The 20,709-nt window shown below is 37.6% G+C and carries 18 protein-coding genes and 1 riboswitch; of the genes, 10 read left to right on the top strand and 8 right to left on the bottom strand.

The features are described from left to right. The first annotated feature begins 162 nt into the window (after window positions 1-162). The 4 genes from EGI26_RS20865 to EGI26_RS20850 all read left to right on the top strand — a co-directional run bounded on the left by EGI26_RS20865 (window position 163) and on the right by EGI26_RS20850 (window position 5,012). Window positions 163-747, top strand: coding sequence for a DUF1684 domain-containing protein (locus EGI26_RS20865; RefSeq protein ID WP_255081018.1), 585 nt, complete (start codon window positions 163-165; stop codon window positions 745-747). 109 nt (window positions 748-856) lie between these two features. After that, the gene (gene murB, locus EGI26_RS20860; protein WP_255081017.1) at window positions 857-1,879 is read left to right on the top strand and encodes a UDP-N-acetylmuramate dehydrogenase; all 1,023 of its coding nucleotides are present in this window, start codon (window positions 857-859) and stop codon (window positions 1,877-1,879) included. A gap of 57 nt (window positions 1,880-1,936) precedes the next feature. Further along, window positions 1,937-2,527, top strand: coding sequence for a hypothetical protein (locus tag EGI26_RS20855; RefSeq protein ID WP_255081016.1), 591 nt, complete (start codon window positions 1,937-1,939; stop codon window positions 2,525-2,527). 33 nt (window positions 2,528-2,560) lie between these two features. Continuing rightward, window positions 2,561-2,657: riboswitch (TPP riboswitch) on the top strand. 129 nt (window positions 2,658-2,786) lie between these two features. Further along, window positions 2,787-5,012, top strand: a complete 2,226-nt coding sequence (locus EGI26_RS20850) for a TonB-dependent receptor (protein ID WP_255081015.1) — start codon at window positions 2,787-2,789, stop codon at window positions 5,010-5,012. Window positions 5,013-5,170: 158 nt separating this feature from the next. Here EGI26_RS20850 and EGI26_RS20845 read toward each other — a convergent pair whose 3' ends face one another. The 3 genes from EGI26_RS20845 to EGI26_RS20835 form a co-directional block, all read right to left on the bottom strand. Continuing rightward, window positions 5,171-5,917 carry a DeoR/GlpR family DNA-binding transcription regulator gene (locus EGI26_RS20845; RefSeq protein WP_255081014.1) on the bottom strand — a complete coding sequence of 249 codons (747 nt, stop codon included), beginning with the start codon at window positions 5,915-5,917 and terminating at the stop codon, window positions 5,171-5,173. A gap of 275 nt (window positions 5,918-6,192) precedes the next feature. Further along, on the bottom strand, window positions 6,193-7,689 hold the full coding sequence (locus EGI26_RS20840; protein WP_255081013.1) for a RagB/SusD family nutrient uptake outer membrane protein: 1,497 nt from the start codon (window positions 7,687-7,689) through the stop codon (window positions 6,193-6,195). A 12-nt stretch (window positions 7,690-7,701) separates the two neighbouring features. Continuing rightward, a complete protein-coding gene (locus EGI26_RS20835) occupies window positions 7,702-10,866 on the bottom strand; it encodes a SusC/RagA family TonB-linked outer membrane protein (RefSeq protein ID WP_255081012.1) in 3,165 nt (1,054 codons plus the stop codon). Window positions 10,867-11,420: 554 nt separating this feature from the next. Here EGI26_RS20835 and EGI26_RS20830 point away from each other — a divergent pair. The 4 genes from EGI26_RS20830 (at window position 11,421) to EGI26_RS20815 (ending at window position 15,269) form a co-directional block, all read left to right on the top strand. Continuing rightward, a complete protein-coding gene (locus EGI26_RS20830) occupies window positions 11,421-12,752 on the top strand; it encodes an APC family permease (protein ID WP_255081011.1) in 1,332 nt (443 codons plus the stop codon). 78 nt (window positions 12,753-12,830) lie between these two features. After that, window positions 12,831-13,805, top strand: a complete 975-nt coding sequence (locus EGI26_RS20825) for a polyprenyl synthetase family protein (RefSeq protein ID WP_255081010.1) — start codon at window positions 12,831-12,833, stop codon at window positions 13,803-13,805. Window positions 13,806-13,809: 4 nt separating this feature from the next. Next, window positions 13,810-14,427, top strand: coding sequence for a rhomboid family intramembrane serine protease (locus EGI26_RS20820; RefSeq protein ID WP_255081009.1), 618 nt, complete (start codon window positions 13,810-13,812; stop codon window positions 14,425-14,427). A 98-nt stretch (window positions 14,428-14,525) separates the two neighbouring features. Continuing rightward, window positions 14,526-15,269: a LytTR family DNA-binding domain-containing protein gene (locus EGI26_RS20815; protein ID WP_255081008.1), complete on the top strand. Its 744-nt coding sequence runs from the start codon at window positions 14,526-14,528 to the stop codon at window positions 15,267-15,269. A 2-nt stretch (window positions 15,270-15,271) separates the two neighbouring features. Here the strand turns inward: EGI26_RS20815 and EGI26_RS20810 are convergent, their stop codons facing one another. From EGI26_RS20810 to EGI26_RS20800, 3 genes are read right to left on the bottom strand one after another with little or no spacing between them, the layout of a single operon-like run. Further along, a complete protein-coding gene (locus EGI26_RS20810) occupies window positions 15,272-15,940 on the bottom strand; it encodes a hypothetical protein (protein WP_255081007.1) in 669 nt (222 codons plus the stop codon). A gap of 59 nt (window positions 15,941-15,999) precedes the next feature. Next, entirely contained in the window at window positions 16,000-16,497 is a 498-nt protein-coding gene (locus EGI26_RS20805) for a hypothetical protein (RefSeq protein ID WP_255081006.1), read from the bottom strand. A 53-nt stretch (window positions 16,498-16,550) separates the two neighbouring features. Continuing rightward, entirely contained in the window at window positions 16,551-17,282 is a 732-nt protein-coding gene (locus EGI26_RS20800) for an intradiol ring-cleavage dioxygenase (protein ID WP_255081005.1), read from the bottom strand. Between the two features lie 249 nt (window positions 17,283-17,531). Between EGI26_RS20800 and EGI26_RS20795 the strand changes: the two genes are divergently transcribed. Further along, window positions 17,532-18,230 (top strand): hypothetical protein, encoded by a 699-nt coding sequence (locus EGI26_RS20795; protein WP_255081004.1) that lies wholly within the window; start codon window positions 17,532-17,534, stop codon window positions 18,228-18,230. Window positions 18,231-18,306: 76 nt separating this feature from the next. Further along, entirely contained in the window at window positions 18,307-18,792 is a 486-nt protein-coding gene (locus tag EGI26_RS20790) for a hypothetical protein (protein WP_255081003.1), read from the top strand. Between the two features lies 1 nt (window position 18,793). Here the strand turns inward: EGI26_RS20790 and EGI26_RS20785 are convergent, their stop codons facing one another. Together EGI26_RS20785 and EGI26_RS20780 are read right to left on the bottom strand one after the other, a co-directional pair. Further along, a complete protein-coding gene (locus EGI26_RS20785; protein WP_255081002.1) occupies window positions 18,794-19,207 on the bottom strand; it encodes a DUF1801 domain-containing protein in 414 nt (137 codons plus the stop codon). 20 nt (window positions 19,208-19,227) lie between these two features. Continuing rightward, a complete protein-coding gene (locus EGI26_RS20780; protein ID WP_255081001.1) occupies window positions 19,228-20,598 on the bottom strand; it encodes a DUF1214 domain-containing protein in 1,371 nt (456 codons plus the stop codon). Window positions 20,599-20,709: the final 111 nt, after the last annotated feature.

Here is a 20,709-nt window from a genome sequence, read left to right as displayed (position 1 = left end):
CCGAAGCTTAAAATTTGGTCAGGTTCTATGTAAAATTTGATATTGCAAAGTTAATAATTCTCTTGAAAAATTTGTGATATACTTTCAAATTCATTTGTTAAATTTCGAAGAATTTCAAAAAATGCCATAATGGTATCAGAATCTTACAAAAGTTTAATTTCAATGAATAAAATACTGTTGTCACTGTCTTTTTTGTTTACAATTTTGGTTTTTAAAACTGGATTTTGTCAAGATTATGCCGCCGAACTAAGTAAGCACAGAGAGAAATACATGGTTGAAACTCATGGTAGGTTTCCAGATCAAAAACAGGATTTTTACGAAGCAAACGAGCGTTTCAAGATAATTGCAACTTATAAGAAACCTCGCAAACCTAAAACTATTTCTGTGCCGACTTCAGGTGTTAAAATCAAAGATTATACAGAGTTTGCTGTTGTGAGTTTTATGGTAGATGGGAAAAAGCATAAGATTATGACTTATCGACCATCGCCTGTTTTGCCACTTTACAAAAACTTGGTATTTGTGCCTTTCAAAGACCCCACCGCTCCGCAAGAAACTTACGGTGGTGGCCGATATATGGATATGGATACAGAAGATTTTAAAGACGGAAATGTTATAATAGATTTCAATAAGGCTTACAATCCATATTGTGCTTTTTCAGACGGCTGGAACTGCCCGATTCCTCCAAAAGAAAATCACCTAAAAGTCAAAATAGAAGCTGGGGAAAAAGTGCCACTTAATGGGCATTGAATTTCCTTTAAACTTATTCAGCTGTCTATGATATATATTTGGCAATGTGTTTTTAAAAAAGCTTTCAAATAAAAATTCTTAAATTGCACCAAAATTTAGACCCAATAAAATGCCCGAAATTTCAGAAAATGTTTCTTTAAAACCTTACAACACATTCGGACTGGAAGCCAAAGCTAAATATTTTTCTGTTTTCAGGTCGGTGGAAGAATTGATAGAAATTCTGTCTGACCATAAATACAAGAATGAAAAAAAACTATTCTTGGGAGGCGGCAGCAACATTTTGCTGATGAACGATTATGATGGCTTAGTTTTAAGAAACGAAATTATAGGTATTGAAGTAGTTTCAGAGAATACAGAAAAGGTAGTTTTAAAAGCAGGCGGCGGTGAAAATTGGCATTCTTTTGTTTTAGAAACTATCGAAAGAAACTTATCTGGTATTGAAAATATGTCGCTAATACCTGGAACTGTGGGAGCAGCTCCTATGCAAAACATTGGAGCTTATGGTGTAGAAGTAAAGGATGTTTTTGTGGAGCTGGAAGCCTTGAACTTGTGGAATTTTGAAATCGAAGTTTTTGATAAAGACAAATGTAATTTTGGATACCGAGAAAGTTACTTTAAACACGAAGGCAAGGGTAAATATGTAATACTAAGTGTGAGTTTTGAACTTTCAAAAAAGCCAGTTTTTAATGTTTCTTACGGTGCCATAAGGGATACTTTAGACCAAATGGGCGTTAAAGAACTCTCCGTGAAGGCAATAAGCGATGCCGTGATAGCTATCAGGAAAAGTAAATTGCCAGACCCAGCAGAAATAGGCAATTCTGGTAGTTTTTTTAAAAACCCTGAGATAGAAAAGACGCTTTATGAAAGCGTAAAACAGCAATATCCAGCAATTCCTTGCTATCCAATTGACGAAAATACAGTAAAAGTACCAGCGGGGTGGTTAATAGAGCAAGCAGAATGGAAAGGTAAGCGTATTGGAGATATTGGAGTGCATACCAAGCAAGCATTGGTGTTGGTCAACTATGGTGGCGGCAAAGGGCAACAAATTGCTGATTTAGCTTATAAAATTCAAACATCAGTTTTTGATAAATTTGGCATAAAAATTACTCCAGAGGTTAATTTTATTTCTTAATTTTCAAAAAAAGCTCAATAAATAATTATTTTTGAAGATATAAACCTTAAAAACTCAATGCAAATAAGCCACGTAATTTCAGATTTGATATTAGCCGCTACTGGCCTTTATGTGTTCTTTGTGTATTTATCCAGACTAAATCTCACCAGTACCGTACTTTGGGAGTCCTTTGTACTTTCTGTAACAGCGGCCGCTATTTTTGGAGCCATTACTTTTGCTGGTTTTCCCGACGCCAACCCTATCTCATTGTTTTTTCAAAAGCTCGCTACCATCACAGGCGGTGTAGGATTGGTTGGAGCTACTTTTGCTTTGATTTCCGGAAAAGATTTAAATAAAATTTCTTGCTACTCACTTCTTACGCTGGGCTTTTTTTTGTTCGTACTTTCAGAAGGCTTTGGTATCAGTCAGGTAGGAGCTTGGGTGCCCATTGTGGCCATGAGTTTGGTTGTTGTTTTAGCCATTTTAGGATTTAGCATGGGAAAAAGTATAATTTCTGTTTGGCTTTTGGTTGGTGTAGCATTTTTTGCAATAGGTACATTCAGGGCTCAAATATTTGGTAAAGAAGATATCACCATTGATATTTTTCACTACTTAACTGCCGGTGGATTATTGAGTCTTGGAATGGCGAATTCTAAAAAATCTGCTTGATATTAGAAAAAAACCTTATACATTTGCAATGAAATCTCATAAAAGGGGTGCCTGAAAACAGCGGGCTGAGATCATACCCATTGAACCTGATGCGGCTAGTACCGACGAAGGGATTTGAAAGATTTTTTGATTTGATACCGGTTAAAATCTAAAATTTCTCAGAAATTTCAATAGTAAAATTAAGTTTAACAAGGTCATAAGACCCGAAGACAGCGTTTTGCTCCTTTATCTGCTTCGTAATAATTTTTCAAAAATTGTTATGAAAAAATTATCTTTTATTGGACTCTTTGTCCTCATTTCAAACACTAATTTACTTGGCCAAAGGGCTAAAGACTCTACAGATGTCAATACGCTCAACGAAGTAGTGGTAAACGCTACTAGGGCAAAAGAAACTTCTGGAATGGCCTTCTCGAATGTTTCGCAGAAAGAAATTAAGAAACAAAACTTAGGTCAGGATTTGCCATTTTTGCTCAACCAAATGCCCTCTGTGGTAGTAAGTTCTGATGCCGGTGCTGGTGTGGGTTACACAGGCATTCGAATTAGAGGAACCGACCCAACTCGAATCAATGTCACTTTAAATGGAATACCTTACAATGATTCAGAGTCGCAGGGGGTTTATTGGGTCAATATGCCAGATTTTGCTTCTTCTGTTCAAAGTATTCAGATTCAGCGAGGCGTAGGTACATCCACCAATGGAGCTGGTGCTTTTGGCGGAAGTATTAATGTAAACACTTTGCAGCTCAATCGCGATGCATTTGGCGAGATAAACACTTCTGCAGGTTCTTTCAATACATTGAAAACCAACTTTTTGGCTTCCACGGGGCTTTTAAACAATAAATTTGTTTTTGATGCCAGACTCTCAAAAATCGCTTCTGACGGTTTTGTGGACAGAGCTTCTTCCGACCTCAAATCTTATTTTTTGTCAGGGGGGTATTATATGAAAAACTCTTTCATAAGATTGAATGCTTTTTCTGGTCATGAAAAAACCTATCAGTCGTGGAATGGTATTCCTGAATCTTTAGCCAAAGGCAACGTTGCTGGTTTAGATGCTTTTATCGAAAGAAATTATTATGATGAAGCCTTCAAAAAGGATATGCTTTCGAGTGGAAGAAAATTTAATTTTTATAATTACGAAAATGAGGTGGATGACTACCAACAAAGTCATTTTCAGTTGATTACTTCGTGGCAATTAAACAAAAACTGGAGATTCAATCCAACTTTGCATTATACAAAGGGATTAGGTTTTTATGAACAATACAAAGCTGATGCGAAGTTTTCGGCTTATGGTTTGTCCAATATAAAAATTGGTGCAACTGAAATTAAAAGGACAGATTTGATCAGAAGAAAATGGTTGGATAATGATTTTTATGGTGCAGTTTGGTCGCTTGACTATGAAGGTGAAGGGAAATTGAAAGGGAATATTGGGGGTGGTTGGAATAAATACGACGGCGACCACTTTGGCGAGATAGTTTGGGCTAAATATGCTTCAGAAAGTAACATCAGATACCGATATTACTTCAATAATAGTTTGAAAACAGATGCAAATATTTATGGAAAACTATTTTATAAATTGAACGAGAAATTGGACATTTATGGAGACTTGCAAGTTAGAACAGTGAACTTTGGTATGAATGGCACAGCGGATGCTCTACAGCAATTGTCTTACAAGAATAACTATAGCTTCTTCAATCCGAAGTTTGGCTTGACTTATCAAATCACTAAAAACGCCTCCACTTATCTGAGCTATGCGAAAGGAACAAAAGAGCCAAGTAGACAAGATTTTGTAGACAATGCTCCAGCTGTGCCAAATGCCGAAAAGCTTCATGATTTTGAAGGGGGCATAAGAATGGGAGTGAGCAATTGGAAAGGAGAGGCGAATCTGTATTTTATGAACTACAAAGACCAATTGGTTTTGACGGGTAAGATAAACAATACTGGCGAAGCTATCAGAACCAATGTAGCCAAAAGCTACAGAGCTGGTATAGAATTACAAATTGCCGGAAAATTATCGGAAAAATTCTCGATAGCTGCCAATGCGACATTTAGTCAAAACAAAATCGCCGATTTTATAGAAGTGGTGCCAAGTTACGACGAAAGCCCTGAGCTTGTAAACAACATGAAAGACACCGACATTTCTTTTTCTCCAAACATCATAATGGGCGGTAGTTTAAATTTTCATCCAGTCAAAAGCCTTGAAATAAGTTTGTTGCCAAAGTACGTGAGTAGTCAGTTTTTGGATAACACTTCATCAAATGATAGGCAATTGGACGCATTCTTTGTAAATGATTTAAGAGTAGGCTTCACTCCTCAAATGAAAGCTTTTAAAGAGTTGAACTTTAGCTTAATGGTGAATAATATCCTTAATCATGAGTACGAATCTAACGGATATACTTACAGTTATCTGTACGGCGGAAGAATTACCGAGAACTTTGTGTTTCCGCAAGCAGGTATCAACTTTTTGGCAGGAATGAGACTAAGATTCTGATTTTTTATAGCTATGAATAACCGCACCCTCTTCTGATTTTATTGGATGGGGGTGTTTTTTTGATTTTATAATTAGAAGCGTAATATATAATAGCTCAGTATCAAAAATGAATGATTCTTTTCAGGTTCGATTATCGTCTGACCACTACATACAAGAAATCATACTTTTTCAACTCCTTCAAAACCCAATAAATCAATACTATCCGGTTCTAGGTTTGTTACTAAGGTATTTAATTTAGAAATAGGGCAGATTTGATATGCTTCTACAACTCCGATTTTCTCTTCCACTACGCAGCAAATTGTGCTTTTGGCAGAAGACATCATTTGTTGTTTCAGTATAGATTCTTCATAGTTTCTTAAGCTAAGGCCTTTGGTTTTATCAATACCATTTATACCCATAAAATAGAGATCAGCATAGAATCTTTTTAGCTGATTGCTCACTTCAGGTCCCATGGCTATTTGGTATCTTTTGTAATACCGGCCGCCAAGCAGTATAACTTCCACGTTTTCGTGATCGTTTAGTGCCATTGCCAATGGAGGCGAATTTGTTATTACTGTGAGTGTAAGATTTTTCGGTATTTGTTCGGCCAAAAAGAAGTTCGTGGTGCCGCCATCCAAGATAATTATCTGATTGTTCTTCAAAAATTTTAAGGCCTTTTTGATAACTATTTCTAGGTCGCCGCCTTTTTTTACGCCTTTGCGTTGGCCCGACAAGATATTTAGGTAGCTATTGGACACGACACCGCCATGAACTTTTTTCAGTAAACCTTTATCTTCTAGCTCAATAACATCACGACGGACACTGTCGTAAGAAACTGTAAGCATGTTGCTTAGGTCACCTAAGTTGATTTTTTTTGCCGTTTTTAAATGCTCCAATATGAGTTGTTGTCTTTCTTCTTTTAGCATTTTAGGGTTGCTTTTCTCAAAATAATGAACTGAATGGGGTAAAAATAGCAATTATTGAAAATATTTGCAAGTTTTTGCAAAATATTGCATATAATATTTGCACAATTAAAAAAACTTTGCATAAATTTGCATCACTCAAGTAAGAAAGAAATTTAATAGAACCTATGATGAATCAAAATGACCTTGGCTATGCTGGGGTCTTTTTTGTTTTAGGGGTATAAAAAAAGGAGGCTGATGAATCAACCTCCTTTAGAGCACTGCAAGAATTATTAATTTTAATTCCTAGACATCAATTTGTTAACCTGTAATTCTGAATTTGGAATTGGCCAGATATAATTAATCGAAGATGGTTCTACGCTACCTATTGATGCTTTAGCAGGAATTGTAGCCAACAATCTCATTAGATCATTGTTTCTTAATCCTTCGCCCAAAAACTCAATTCTTCTTTCCAACAAAATAGCATCTATTAATGCTTGTGGTGTAGCGAAACTTGCAGCTGAATACGTTTTTGAAGCATCCGAACGGCCTCTTACGGCATTTAGGAGGGCAATAGCTTCAGCATTTACGGTATTGCTTGTTCTCACTTTAGCTTCTGCAAGGCTTAGTAAAACCTCAGCATATCTAATAACAGGGGCTTTGTCCAAAAATGGGGACGGAGATGAGAATTTCATCCAATAAGTATCGGTAGCATCTGTCAATATAAAATCACGTCTTACGTCTTTTGGACCAAAAGCCGTAGTATCGGCTATGATTCCGGCTTTGTTTAAACCATATTCTCCATTACCACCTTTACTTGTTGGCATGTAGTAAAAGGCCACAGGGTTTTGTGTTCCTGGAGCATTTTGAGTACTAAATCCAAATGCAAAAATATTTTCGGCAGTCTCTTGAGGAAGAGCAAAAACAGACTTCACTGAAGCTTCCAATTTGTGGGCAATCCCACTTGTTGCTGAAAATGGAGCGGAGGTTTGGCCAACAATCTTAGCAGCTTCTGTTGCTACTTCTGCATATTTACCCATTGAAAGGTAAACTCTGGTTTTTAAAGCAATGGCAGCGTTTCTATGAGCTCTCGTTACCTTTGCTTCTGAGGCAGTGTAAGTCAATGGAAGGTTTGATTCAGCAAAGTTTAAATCTTCAAGAACTTGAGCATAAACTTCAGCAACTGTACTTCTTGCCAAATCATTGTTTTCTGAACTTTTTTCAGGTTTCAGTCGCATTGGCAAACCTGGCTTACTTCCATTTCCGTCGGTATAAGGTCTTGCATAATATTGTACCAAACTATAGTAAGCCAAGGCACGAAGAAATCTTGCCTCTCCTTTGTATTGGTTGGCTTTGGTACCAAAGTCAGCTGGAAAAGTGGGAAGTACAAACTTTGCGGTGTTGTCTTCCATTCCTTGAAGAAATACGTTTATTTGATTAATTGCGGCATAACCATTGTTCCACAAGTTGATAACATCGTTGGTTGATGTTTCAGTAAGGGTATGGTTCCAAACCTGCATACCAGTTACTGAGTTGCTGGTACGATTCAAAAAATCATTGGCTCGGATATCACCATAAACTTGGTATCTACCACCTAAAAAGGCACCGTTTTTCATGTATTGATACAAACCGTTGGCTTGTAACTCAATTCTTGCTGGGGTGTCGAATACTACTTGGTCAGAAAACAGTGTTTCTGGTATTGGATTCAAAAGATCATTTTGACAAGATACTAGAGCTCCTGAAATAGCCACTACTAGCGTAGCTTTTTTCAATATATTTTGATATTTTCTTTTCATTTTTAACATTTTTTAGAAGCCTACATTAAGTCCGATTGTATAAGTTCTAGCCTGGCCAACAGAGTTTCTGTCAATACCCATACCAGTGTTGCTTTGCCCATTTGATGAGATTTCTGGATCAATGCCGGTGTATTTGGTAAGAAGAAGAGCGTTTTGAACCTGACCATAAAGTCTCAAGTTAGACACTTTAATTTTATTCAAAAGACTTTTGTTGAATGCGTAACCAAGGGCAATATTTCTGATTCTAAGAAAATCGCCTTTTTCTACGTTTTCAGAGATTACCAATGCTGAACCATTAGATACGTTGTCGCCGTAAACAATACGCGGCACTGTGCCTTCTTTGTTAGTCGGAGTCCATCTGTTCAAAATGTCAGTATGGTTGTTCCAGAATCTTTGATCTCTCAAGCCAGCTTTGGTACCGTTATAGATGTAGTTACCACCTGAGAATTGCGTAAAGATGCCCAAATCAAAAGCTTTGTATGTAAAATTATTGTCTAAACCACCGTACCATTTTGGAAGTACTGGACCATAAAACTCACCATCGGCCAATTGACTTGGAGCTGTTACAGTTTTTCCCTCTAACGTAGTCCATCCAGTACCTAAGTGGTCGTACTGTACAATAGTACCATCTTTTTTCTTAGCTAATCTTCTTCCATTTTCAGGATTTACACCCAAAGTAGGAACAGCAAGGATTTCGCCCACTGATCTACCAACGGTTGTGTAATTAGAAGTCTCCAAGCCTGAAGTGGCAGTACCAATACGCTCGCCTTCGCTACCTGTAAGTGCCAATACTTCGTTTTTCTGAGTGGTAATATTACCCGTTATTTTCCAAGTGAAGTCTTTCTTAGCGATGGCACTGTAAGTTAAACTAAGTTCAACGCCTGTGTTTTGCATAGATCCTACGTTAGCCAATATAGAGTTTCCAGGAATACCTTTTGAAGGAGACTGAGGAACACTCATTATCAAACCGTCCACCAGATTTTTGTAATATGCAAACTCTCCAGTGAGTTTGTCATCCAATGCTCCGAAAGTGAAGCCAACATCAGTTTTCTTAGAAGTCTCCCAACTTAATGCCGTGTTACCCGCTCCACTATAGTAAAGCGTGGCAGCGTTTATATTAAGACCTGATGAGTAAGACTGAAGAGAAGCAAAATCGCCAACACCTTGGCTATTGCCCACCTCTCCGTAGCTACCAGTAACCTTGAAGAAGTTGATTTTGCTCAACAAAGGACTGTTTTTCCAGAAAGCTTCCTCAGATACTATGTAGCCCAATGAAAGACCGTAGAAATTACCCCATTTCTGAGCCCATGCAGAGTATCCGTCTCTACGAAAGTTTACCGAAGCAAAGTATTTTCTGCCGAAATTATAGTTGAATCTGCTGAAATAAGACAATAAATAGTTTTCTCCTTGGCCGTTACCGTCTGGAACGATGTTGGTAAAGTTACCTTGGAAAGTAGTAAAGAATGCATCTGCCAAGATGGTTCTATTAGCTCCCCATCTGTCAAAAGTACTGTGCTGCTGCTCACCACCCACCAATAGTGATAAGTTATGATTATCAGCAAGAGTTATGTCGTATTGGGCAGTATTTTGCCAGTTCCAACGCTTGTTGGTTCTGTAGTAATTACTTGCTGAACCTGTACTTGAGAATCCGTCACCAGCTATACCAGCATAGAAAATTTGATCTTCAAGAGACATATTATTCAAACCAAACTGTGTTCTTAGGTTTAAACCTTTCAAAAGATTTAAGTTAGCAAATACACTACCTTGTACTTCGTTACCTTCCGATGAAAATCTATTCAAGTCCAAGATTGGAGCAGGGTTGTAGTATCCAGTCACTAACTGCCCACCAGTGGCAGGGTTGAGGTTAGCTCCTGGTCCGATACCCGCACCAGCGAGGTTGTAAGAGCCGTCAGCCAATAAAGCTGGCACGTTTGGAGGTAATACCAACGGCAAACGACCTAAACCAGCAATGGAGAATCCTGAACCAAACGAACCTGAGTTCGGGGCTGAGTTGAAGTTATTTGAATATCCAAAAGTTACACCAACTGTGAAGTTTTTAAACACTTTATGATCAACATTGATTCTTGCATTTGTTCTAGAGAAATCGTTGTTTACCAACATACCTTTCTGCTTGGTATTACCTAAAGAGAAATAGTAAGAAGTCTTATCTGTCCCGCCAGAGAAGCTCATAGCGTTGTTGTAAGAGAAACCAGTTCTGTAAACATAGTCATACCAATCTGTGTCAACTGTTTCGCCATTAATACTCATTGGCTTAAAGCCTTCAACGTTCGTACCTGCTTTTCCTGTTCTGATAAGCGTGTTTTCGTTAAGATTTTTAACTCCTTCGTTTTTAATGGTCATATACTCATCAGCATTCAGAACATCAATAAGTCTGAAAGGCTGTGTGACACCTACCCAAGAGTCAAAATTGAACTTGCTTTTACCTGAAGAACCTCTCTTGGTAGTAATCAAAATAACACCACCACTTGCTCTAGAGCCATAGATAGCACTCGCAGAGGCATCTTTAAGAACCTCAATACTCTGAATATCTTCTGGGTTGATATTACTCAAAGGGTTGTTAGAAGCCTGGCTCGCACCGTTGTTTCCAGTAAATGCAGGAATTCCGTCGATCACTATCAATGGATACGAACTCATATTGATAGAGTTTACTCCACGGATAAAGATAACTGGGGGGTTGTTCAATACACCATTTGGAGTAGTGATGTTAACACCCGCCGCTCTACCTTGAAGAGCCTGGTCGAAACTCTGAACTGGAGCTTTGGCAATTGATTTACCTGCGATAGTAGAAATAGACCCAGTTAAATCCTTTCTTGATTGTGTACCGTAACCAATTACAACCAATTGTTCCAGTTGGTTGTCGTCGTTTTGCAAGGCAACATCAATCATGCTTTTGGCACCTACTAATACTTCCTGCTGTTGCATTCCAATAAACGTAAATACAAGCGTTTGATTAGAAGCTACTTCAATGGAATAAGCACCATTGTAGTCAGTTTGAGTACCTTTGGTAGTACCCTTCACTAGTACAGACACTCCTGGTAGTCCTGAGCCATCGTCAGCAGAAGTGACTTTTCCTGTTACTTTACTGGTTTGGGCAAAGGATGCATTTAACCCAACCAAAAACAACAGCCCCAAAATAAGTTGGAGAGTTTTCTTCATAATAGAATTATTTAATAGTTTGTTAATAATAAAAACACTGCAAAGTAAAATTCACAGCTTTTGACATCCAAGTTAAATTTTAAAATCTCGGAAAGTGTGTAGACGAAATCCGATAACTTCTCGAAATTTTAATCTGATTTTAATATAAAATGCAATTTTTCGAGTTAAAACTTTGAAAGGGATAACCATTTTTCTTTGGTTTATGGATGATTATAATTTTAAAAAAACAGCTTTCTGTAATTTTAGGTATCAAAACTTTGGAAGAGATTGTTGTTTTCAATTCTTTTAAACTACCAAATCGGCATTTTTTTTTACCCAAAAATCTAAGTTAATTTCGTCTAGAATTCCATAAAAAGTTCTTCAGTTCGGAGCAATTCAGGCTAATGATTATTCAAGGAAAATCATTTGCCTAACAGAAGTGACCTCAATATAGAGTAGATTCTGATTTTTGGATTGTAAGAAATACAAAACCTCTTTACAAAAGCATCACAAAACCTCTTTTAGTGACTAAAGGAAACTTTTTTTGAATTATATTGCATTTCTAACGGCAAACTATGACTCAAAAAACATCAAATCAATTACTAAAACTTCTGGGTGTGGGTTTCGGAATAGCCGTGACCATTGGCGGCACCATAGGAACAGGAATCTTGAGAAAACCGGGAGCTATAGCTGCACAAATAGGCGACCCCACCATTATTATGCTCATCTGGATATTGGTCAGTATTTACGCATTTCTTGGGGTTTTGTGTGCTATTGAGCTTGGAGTTTCGCTTCCACAGGCGGGATCATGGTATGTTTATGCCCGACGAGCATTTGGCAATTATTTCGGATTTATAACGGGCCTTACGAGCTGGCTGGGCACGGTGGCGGCCTTGGGTTTTGGAGCTTACACCATGAGCGAGTACATCATTCTGCTGCTGCCAAGTATTGGAAACTACATACAATTGATAGCCATCAGCATATTAATAATCTTGACTTCTTTTCACTTTCTGGGTACTTGGGCAGGTGGAAAATCGCAAGAAATACTTTCGTTTCTGAAAGCCATTGGCTTACTAGTTTTTGTTGTTCTGTGCTTTGTTTATGGAAAAGACGTAGATTATTCGCTTTTGAAGGCCACAGCAGAAAAGACTCAAAAGCCTGCATTGCTTTTTGGAATAATAGCCGCCTTGCAATCAATATTTTACACTTTTGATGGTTGGCACACGGCCTCTTATTTTTCTGAAGAAAACGCAGATCCAGCCAAAAGCTTACCAAAATCAATGATTTTAGGTGTTCTGATGGTGATTTTGATTTATCTTTTGGTAAACGCTGCCATACTCTATGTAATACCGATCGAACTTTTGGCAAATTCTAAACTCGCCGCTGCTGATGCGGTTTTGCTTATTTTCGGCGAGAAATCTGCCAAAACCGTTACTTTCTTCCTTATGCTCTCCATACTTGGCATGCTCAATGCTCAGACCATGTTTGCACCAAGGGTAATTTTCTCTATGAGTCGAGATGGACTTTTCCATAAAGCGGTACAAAAGGTGAACAAAGCCGGTACGCCTTCAGTGGCTATGCCCATTACGAGCATAGGATCTATTCTGTTAATTATTTCTGGCAAAGAGATTTGCGGAGTACTCTCCGACATAGCCACTTTTTTCTTTGTAATGAGCTATGCCGCAGGGTTTGCTTCATTAATAAAACTTCGTAAAACAGAGCCCAATTTGGCTAGGCCTTTCAAAGTTCCGGGTTTTCCGTTTGTTCCATATTTTTTGTTGGTTTGTTCCATATTATTTTTGGTAGGAGCTGTTTTGCAGGATTTAAAGAGTAGTCAGTTCGCACTTATCTTTTTAGTTTTGAGCTATCCTTTGTACAAATTACAAATCAGAAGAGTTAAAAATTAAGTTTTTTTGACTGACTATTAACAAAATAAGCCATAGCTTTGTTTCTTATATGTACTCTTGAATCTAAAATACTTATTGATGCCCTTTAAATCCTATCTAGAAGCCATAAACAAAGAATTTGAGAATTATTCTTATGGAGAAAATCCAATTGAACTGTATCAGCCTATAGCATACATAATGTCGTTGGGTGGCAAAAGACTGCGGCCTTTACTTACACTTATGTCGGCCAATATGTGGCTTTATAACTGGCAAAAAGCCATTAAACCAGCTATGGCAGTTGAGGTTTTTCATAATTTCACACTGATGCACGACGACATCATGGATCAGGCTCCCTTGAGAAGAGGCCAGCAGACCGTTCATGAAAAATGGAACACAAACACCGCTATTTTGTCGGGAGATGTAATGCTCGTGGCAGCTTATGATTTACTTCTACAAGTTGAAGACAGACATTTTAAACAGGTTGTTCGTCGTTTCAACAAAACCGCCGCCGAAGTATGTGAAGGACAGCAACTCGACATGGTTTTTGCCACCAAGAAAGACGTCAAAAAAGAGGACTACATCGAAATGATTCGTTTGAAAACGTCGGTTCTGTTGGGTTTTGCTATGGAATTGGGTGGAATAGTGGCAGATGCCGATGATGAGTCTGTAAATTTGTTAAACGAAATAGGCGTAAACTTGGGCCTTGGTTTTCAGCTGAATGACGATATCCTAGATGTATATGCCGATCCAGAGAAGTTCGGGAAGCAAGTTGGTGGAGATATTATAGAAAACAAAAAGACGTGGTTGTTGCTTGATGCCATAGAAAAATCGGCAGGAACAGATGAGGCAAAAACGTTGGAAGCCTGGTTGAAAAAGAAAAAATTTGATGCTAACGAAAAAGTAGAAGCCATAAAAGCCGTTTATGACAAACTAGAAATACGAGCAGAGGCAGAAGCAGAGGCAAAGAAATATTTTACAAAAGCCACTGCCGCCCTTGATAAACTATCGGTAAGTGAGGACAAAAAACAAGTTTTGAGATCATTTGCGGAGCAATTAGAAAACAGAGAAAATTAAAATCATGAGTTTAAGCGTAATAATAATCATAATAACGGTAGGTATCAGTTTCATGGCATTTAGAGATGGCGGTTTGATGAACAAACTCATTCATAATCCATATTCGGTAAGCCACAGAAAAGAATATTACAGAGTACTCACCTGCGGATTTATTCATGCAGATTACATGCATTTATTGTTGAATATGTATGCCTTGTATCTATTTGGAGGTGCGGTAGAGAGTTATTTTGAATATCTGTTTGGAGGAAATACCCACTTATATTTTATGCTGTTGTATTTATTGGGTATTATCGTTTCCAATATTCCTGATATGATAAAATACAAAAATATGGCCTTTTACAACTCATTGGGTGCCTCGGGTGGAGTGAGTTCTATTGTTTTTGCCAGCATTATTTTATCGCCAATGACCAAACTGATGATGTTTCCTATACCCATACCTATGCCAGCATACATTTTTGCAGTAATCTATGTGGCTTATTCCATTTATATGGACAGACGTCAAGGTGACAATGTCAACCACATGGCTCACCTTTGGGGAGGTCTTTGGGGAGTGGTTTTTATGATGGTGGTTTATCCTGACGCTATCAAAGGCTTTTTTAACCAAATATTGGGCTCGTTCTGAAAAAAACAATAAGCATATTTTTTCAGCCCTACCCGCAAAGGGAAAGGACTAAGCTTCAAGCGGCACTTCATTCACTTGGAGAAGGCGTGTTTTTGTATTTGTTCTTCGTTTTTTTTCAGCCATTTGATATTTCAGAATGGTCTGACCCAAACAAATTCTTAAAATTGATTGGCTTCGCCTTGATTACCTCCATCTCAACCTATTTTCACAGGCAGGCTATTCCTTCGCTCTTTCCGAAGTTTCATGAGGAAAAAAACTGGGTAATCTGGAAAGAAATACTAGGCGTTTTGATATTGTTGCTCATCATAACCACGGGCAATGTTGCTTACGGATCGGCCATTTTTAAATGGGAGTTTTCATTAAGCAACTGGCTCACTTTCTTTGGCTGGGTATTAGGTATTGGAATATTTCCGACAGTTTTCTGGGTTCTTGCAGACTATATCTATCAGCTGAAAAAGTATTCAAAACCTGTTGTAATTAAAGATATTAAGGACGAAATGGCCGAAGAAAAACTAAAGCTTGTAGCCGAAAACGAAAAAGATTTTGTAGAGTTAAGAAACAAGGAGTTATTGTACATAGAGTCTTCAGATAACTATTCTTCGATTGTTTATTTAAAAGATCAAAACATTGAAAAAACACTTTTGAGAAGTAGTCTGACGAGAATCGAATCGCAAATTGCAGATGAGAACATTGTCAGAACCCACCGCTCATTTATAGTCAATCTTGATCATGTAATCAAAGTCAGCGGCAATGCCCAGGGTTACAAACTGCATTTAAAATTCACAGATTTTCTAGTTCCTGTAGCTCGGAAGTTTTCTTTTTTGATAGAAAAACTCAGGTAGTCTTATTCTACAAACACCAACGCAATACTATCTTGGCCCAGTGATTCAAAGTCGAGACTGTCCACCGAAACAAAACTTGCACTGTCTCTGTTGTGAAGGAGCATACCGTTGGCTTCAAATGAGCCATGGATTACAAAGAAATAAGCTTTTCTATTTTCTTCAAAATTGATCAAAAACTCTTTCCTGGTAGAGAATTTGCCCAAATATATTTTTTGAGGAAGAGATATTTCTAGTTCAACGAGATTATTTAGTTCGCCATCTAAATTGAAACGCCCGGTTGTGCTATTATTTTCTTCTAAAGAGGCAAAACAAAGTTCTATAAAGTTGATGTGTTCTGTTTCATAAGGATTTTGAAGCACGAGAGAATGCTCTTCTTTACTGTTATGACAATAAAATTGACCGGGTTCTACAAAGACACTCTTTTCGTTTTGTATTATTTCCAAACCACCAACCATTGGTATAAAAATGGTGCTGCTACTGGAGGCTTGGACAATCTCCATTTTCTTTTGAGGTGCAATGGTGACATCTCTAAAAAGCTTGAGTTGCTGTAATAAATCTGACTTGTCAATTTCGGCAATGGCAGACGGGATGCTGCTAAGAACTCTGTAATCCTCAGTTTGAGTTATTTCCCTACTTTCGGCCCAGTGAATAATGCTAGGCTTATTTTTCATATATTTATTTTTTACAGATAGGTTGTAAGGGAATAATAATTGCTTAGCCTTTCTAAAGCTTACGGATTCAAAATGGTGGTAATCATTAAATTATTCTGCAATTTCACCATGAGAGTCTCTGTTTTTTCCTCTGTGTTGGAGTCAGGCAAACCCAGCCAAAGTGTATCTGCAATGGATTCAATATAAAGAAGTGGAGTAGATTCAAAGTCTAGTTGAACAACAAAATCGTCCTTTTTATTGAAATTGGCATTGAGAATCTTGAAATCATATTTTAGAAATGGAACTGACCTTTTGCCCAAGGTATCTGCTATGTCAGGGAAAAAATTATTTAACCGCTGAATAAGACCCAAACAGCCTAAACTAGTAAGATAGTGAAGTTTTTGAGCTTCTGGTTTGACCAAAATTAAGTCTTTGAAGATCGGATATTGAATATCACTGTCGTAAAATTGAGCTTTCATACAATATTCAAGAAACGCTGCTTCCCAAACTTGTCTTTCCCAGTTCTTGGTACTGGTTTTATCAATAATCTTTTTGTAGTGTAGGGTAATTTTCTTCATACTGGGATATTATAATAAATGGCGAACTACTTGTCGCCATTTATGGTTTATAATCAAGCACTTACCACAATATTATGCGTAAGCATATAGCCGTCAGCTATACTTCCGGTGAGTGTCCCCAATTCATTTGCAAATCCATCGCCAAAGACATTGTCACTGGCATTAGTGGTGTCTTGTTTTCCATGGCTTTTATAATCCGTGGCAGTGGTGTACACCGTGTCGCAAATTGCTTTATCGAAGGCAATTTGTGTCACCAAAAGCGACTTGCCGCTGGCATTGTATACATGTACGTGAATATGAGGAGCCCTTCCCGAGTACCAACCCGGAAATATGGATGTAAAAGTAACCAAGCCGTTGGCATCTGTGGTTTGTCTGCCCCGAAGCCAGTGAGCCGAAGTCCAGTTGGCAGCCTGCATACCAGTACCACCATATTCTGAGTATTCGCCCTTGGCGTCGCAATGCCAGATATCCACAATGGTATTGGCCAAGGCCGCACAGCTATTATTTTTGTTTTTGATGTTTATTTTTACCGTAAGTTTTACACCTGGTCTATCTCCTGTAATATCCATTTTCACCAAAGAGGCTGGGTCTTTGATTGGGAATGGCCCCGCAGTTTCGCTGTTGGTTACCGAGCAGTCGCTGGCTGTGCTGCCATTTGTAGTACCCGTGCTTGTGGTAGTGTCTGTAGCTGCCACTTCGGTTTTTTCGCATGCCATTACAATGGGCAATGCCGTAAACAATCCGAGACTTATCAAACCTTTTTTTAGAAATTCCTTGCGTTCCATTCAGTTTAGAATTTAAAATTATACTGTAATTATTCTGAGATATATAGCTTTACGAAAATTCATAGATAAATGTTGTCTCTGACATTCCAAATTAAACACCATTTGCAAAAAAACTTAATTTGTCAAACATCCCAAAACGCCTTCAAATAACCCAAAAACTTGCTTTTTACCCCTAGCATTTGACCGTTGACCCTTTAATTTTTGATTATTCAAAACGTCCTATACTTTTGAGCATTAAACAAAAACAAGATGTTAAAGGCAATTTTCCAATCGGCATTATTTCTACATGTATTGGCAGGTATTCTGGCACTGGCTTCGGGATTGGTGGCCATGGCTTACGGAAAAAAAGGCGGAAAAGTACATAATGCCTCAGGTCTGGTATTTTATTGGGCTATGTTTTTTATTTTCATTACTACTTTATTGTTTTTTGTACTATATCCCGAAAAACTAAGATACCAGTTTTTCTTAACCATTGGTATAGTTAGTTTTTACCCCAACTGGTCAGGAAAACGAATGTTGAGCATGAAAAAAGGACTTCAGCCAACATGGTACGACAAACTCGCCGCCTTTGCTATTGGTATTTCTGGCTTGGTTATGCTGGCTTATGGTGCATACGGCGTACTTGATTCAGAAAAATTTGGGGGTTTGCAATATCTATTCTTAGTGTTTGGAGTGGTAAGCTTGTTGAATTCTTACGGAGATTTAAAATACTACCTCAACTTTAAAACTGCTCAAAAAATGCATTGGCTTTTTGCTCATGGTGGCAAAATGATGGGTGCATACTCTGCCGCAATTACCGCCTTTTGTGTTAATATTGTGCCACGTTATTTGCCAGAAAACTTCCCTTTCTATGGCTACTTAATTACTTGGATTGCTCCAGGTATTATACTTGCCGTTGTTTCAAATAGAATTTTAAATAAGTATAAAGCAAAATTCAAAATGGTGTAAAATAATTGTATTATTTTACAAAAATATATAAACATTATTAGAAAATATTTTTACTTTTGTGTGAAAATACGTTCAGATGAAATCAAAAATATTGGTCTTGATAGCGATTATTACACAAAGCTGCATAAGTACAAGGCCGTTTGTGGTGAATACTTATACTGACCAGAGTTATGAATTTAAGAAAATCACCTATACTTTGGTAAAAGACGAAAAAAGCAACCCAGAAATTTGGAGTGCTATGGAGCATAGCCTTAACAAAAAAGGGTATTTCCAGGACGATGTAAATTTCGATTTGGCGGTTTTTTACAAGATATATAATGAAAAAACCAAGCTTATTGATATGGATTTTGTGAGTAGCGGCAATGTGTTGTCCAAAAAGCATACAGCTGGCAAAAGCCTGATGATTCAAATAATGGATAATAAGACCAAAGAAATTTTTTATAGAGGAACTTGTAGCAGATTGCCAAATACGCTATCAAAAAGCCAATTAAAGGCCATTGTAGGTCAGGTACTTAGAAATCTTGACGAGGTTTCTAACAGTCAATTTTCGTTTAGGAAGTAGATTACTCCACCATCGAAACCCATTCTTTAAGAATCTGCTGAAACGCTTTTTTCTTTTCCAAAAAATCAGATACGCTATAAAACTTAATGAGTCTTCTGCCGTCGGGGTAGTTACCTTCTAAAAGATTATCAATGTCTGTCAGTTTTGCTCCAGAAGGTAGAACAGCCAGAATATGATCCTTTTGCCTGGTGTTAAAGACTAACATATCTCTTTTGTATTCCTTGGGGTCATAAGGTTTCATTTCGCCCTTGTAAAAATAGGCAGGAACATTCCATTTGATAAATTCATCAATCTGTTCGTCGGTCTCCAAGATAGCTTTTCTTATCAATTCGCACAATTCTGCGTCCTCGGGCTTCATTTCTGAAATATACTTCGTAACCGATTCAGAGTCATTTTTATAGATATTTTTTGCCATTTTTAAAGGTTTATTTAAGGTTATTTTACAATTTCTATAGCAGGCGGAGCCCATTCTCCTGAATAAACCAATTCGCCAGGAGCAAAAACTTTAAGTACCAATTCGAAATTTTGTGAAGGTGTGGGCACCCAATTGGTTTCAAATCCTTTCGGCGGCTCAGCTTGTAAGTAAATGGTGAGCGAACCATCCTTATTATATTTTAGGCCTTTACTTTTGTTCCCAATACCATATTTTCCTTTCGGGTTTTCAAAAACCTGCTTGTCCGATTGGAGCACATTTAACGTCCAAAAAGCTTTGGTTTGAGGCAGCTGAGTCTTTTTCAAAGTTAGTTTGTATTTTTTATTTCCTTCTAACTTTTCCTTGTTTATGTCTATGGAGGTTTTGTATTTCATGGTCTCTTCAGAGGCCGTCTGATTGAAACCATTAAACGCCGAAGCCGCACTTTTTGTGTATTTGTTGCCCCATTTCCCTTCGCCAACATTATACGACCAGCCGTTTTTGTTGTAATCTTCCTGTCTGGGAGCCTCCGTTTTTAACAGCTCCGTGGCATCCGCAAATCCCTGCTTTATACCTTTTTGTTTTTTGTTGCTTACTTTGGCATCCTCGAAATCCTTTCCAACGAATATGCCCAAGTCCTCAAAATCCAGTACATATTTTTTTTGATATTCTTGAAGTTGATTTTCCTTCAAAATCTGACTCATAAACGCAAAGTATGACTTCCAGTCCATCGCTAGGGCTAGTTCTGCAGGGTTTCCAGTGGTTTTGAGTTTAGGAAATGTATGGCGTTCTGTCCAAGTTTTTTTACTTTCGTTTTTGTCAATTTCAGTAATCTTTATGCTTTCCAAAAGTTTTTTTGACTCGATCATTTCCAGTTTATCCAAAACCGAAACTTTGCCTTCTACCCAAGCTAGGTTCGTAGGAGATTTTATGATTTTCTTAATTCCTTTCGGTATTTCACCTTTCCAGTCGGGTCCTACTATCAGAATCGCCTTCTCCTTGCTGATGTTCTTTATTGAACCAAAAACCTCAAAAATACTGCTGTAGGCATCTGTAAAAGTTAAAGAGTAATATTTTAAGTTATTCAAAGGCAGGGTGATAAGCAAAGGGCTTTCTTTAAGATCCAGAAATGCCTTTGAGTAAATGATGTCTTCGTTTGAAATGGTCTTTTGCTTTATGTTTGACGATATTATCGCAAAATTATTAAACTTGGCTCTTTCGGGATTCTGCACGAATTCGTCAATAGTGAGCGACAATGTAACCAAAGGAAAACCCCAGACGTAAGCATTGTAAGCCGACTTGTAAGCTTCTAATTCGTTTTTATTAGTTATTTGTGCATATCCAGAAACATAAATTGTGATTAGGATTAAAAATAGGCTTGACGTTTTGGTCATATAGTATTTTCGGTTTTTGATACAAATATATAGATATCCTCAAACAAAATATCTTGTGTAAACGAAATCAGAATTTGTTTTTTGTGTACAGACCAAAAAATGGCTGTGTAA

Origin of the sequence: Lacihabitans sp. CCS-44 (assembly GCF_024343735.1) — a bacterium.
Lineage (GTDB): Bacteria > Bacteroidota > Bacteroidia > Cytophagales > Spirosomataceae > Leadbetterella.
Note: the sequence above shows the minus strand (reverse complement) of the source record. Positions and strands in the feature narration are given on the sequence as shown.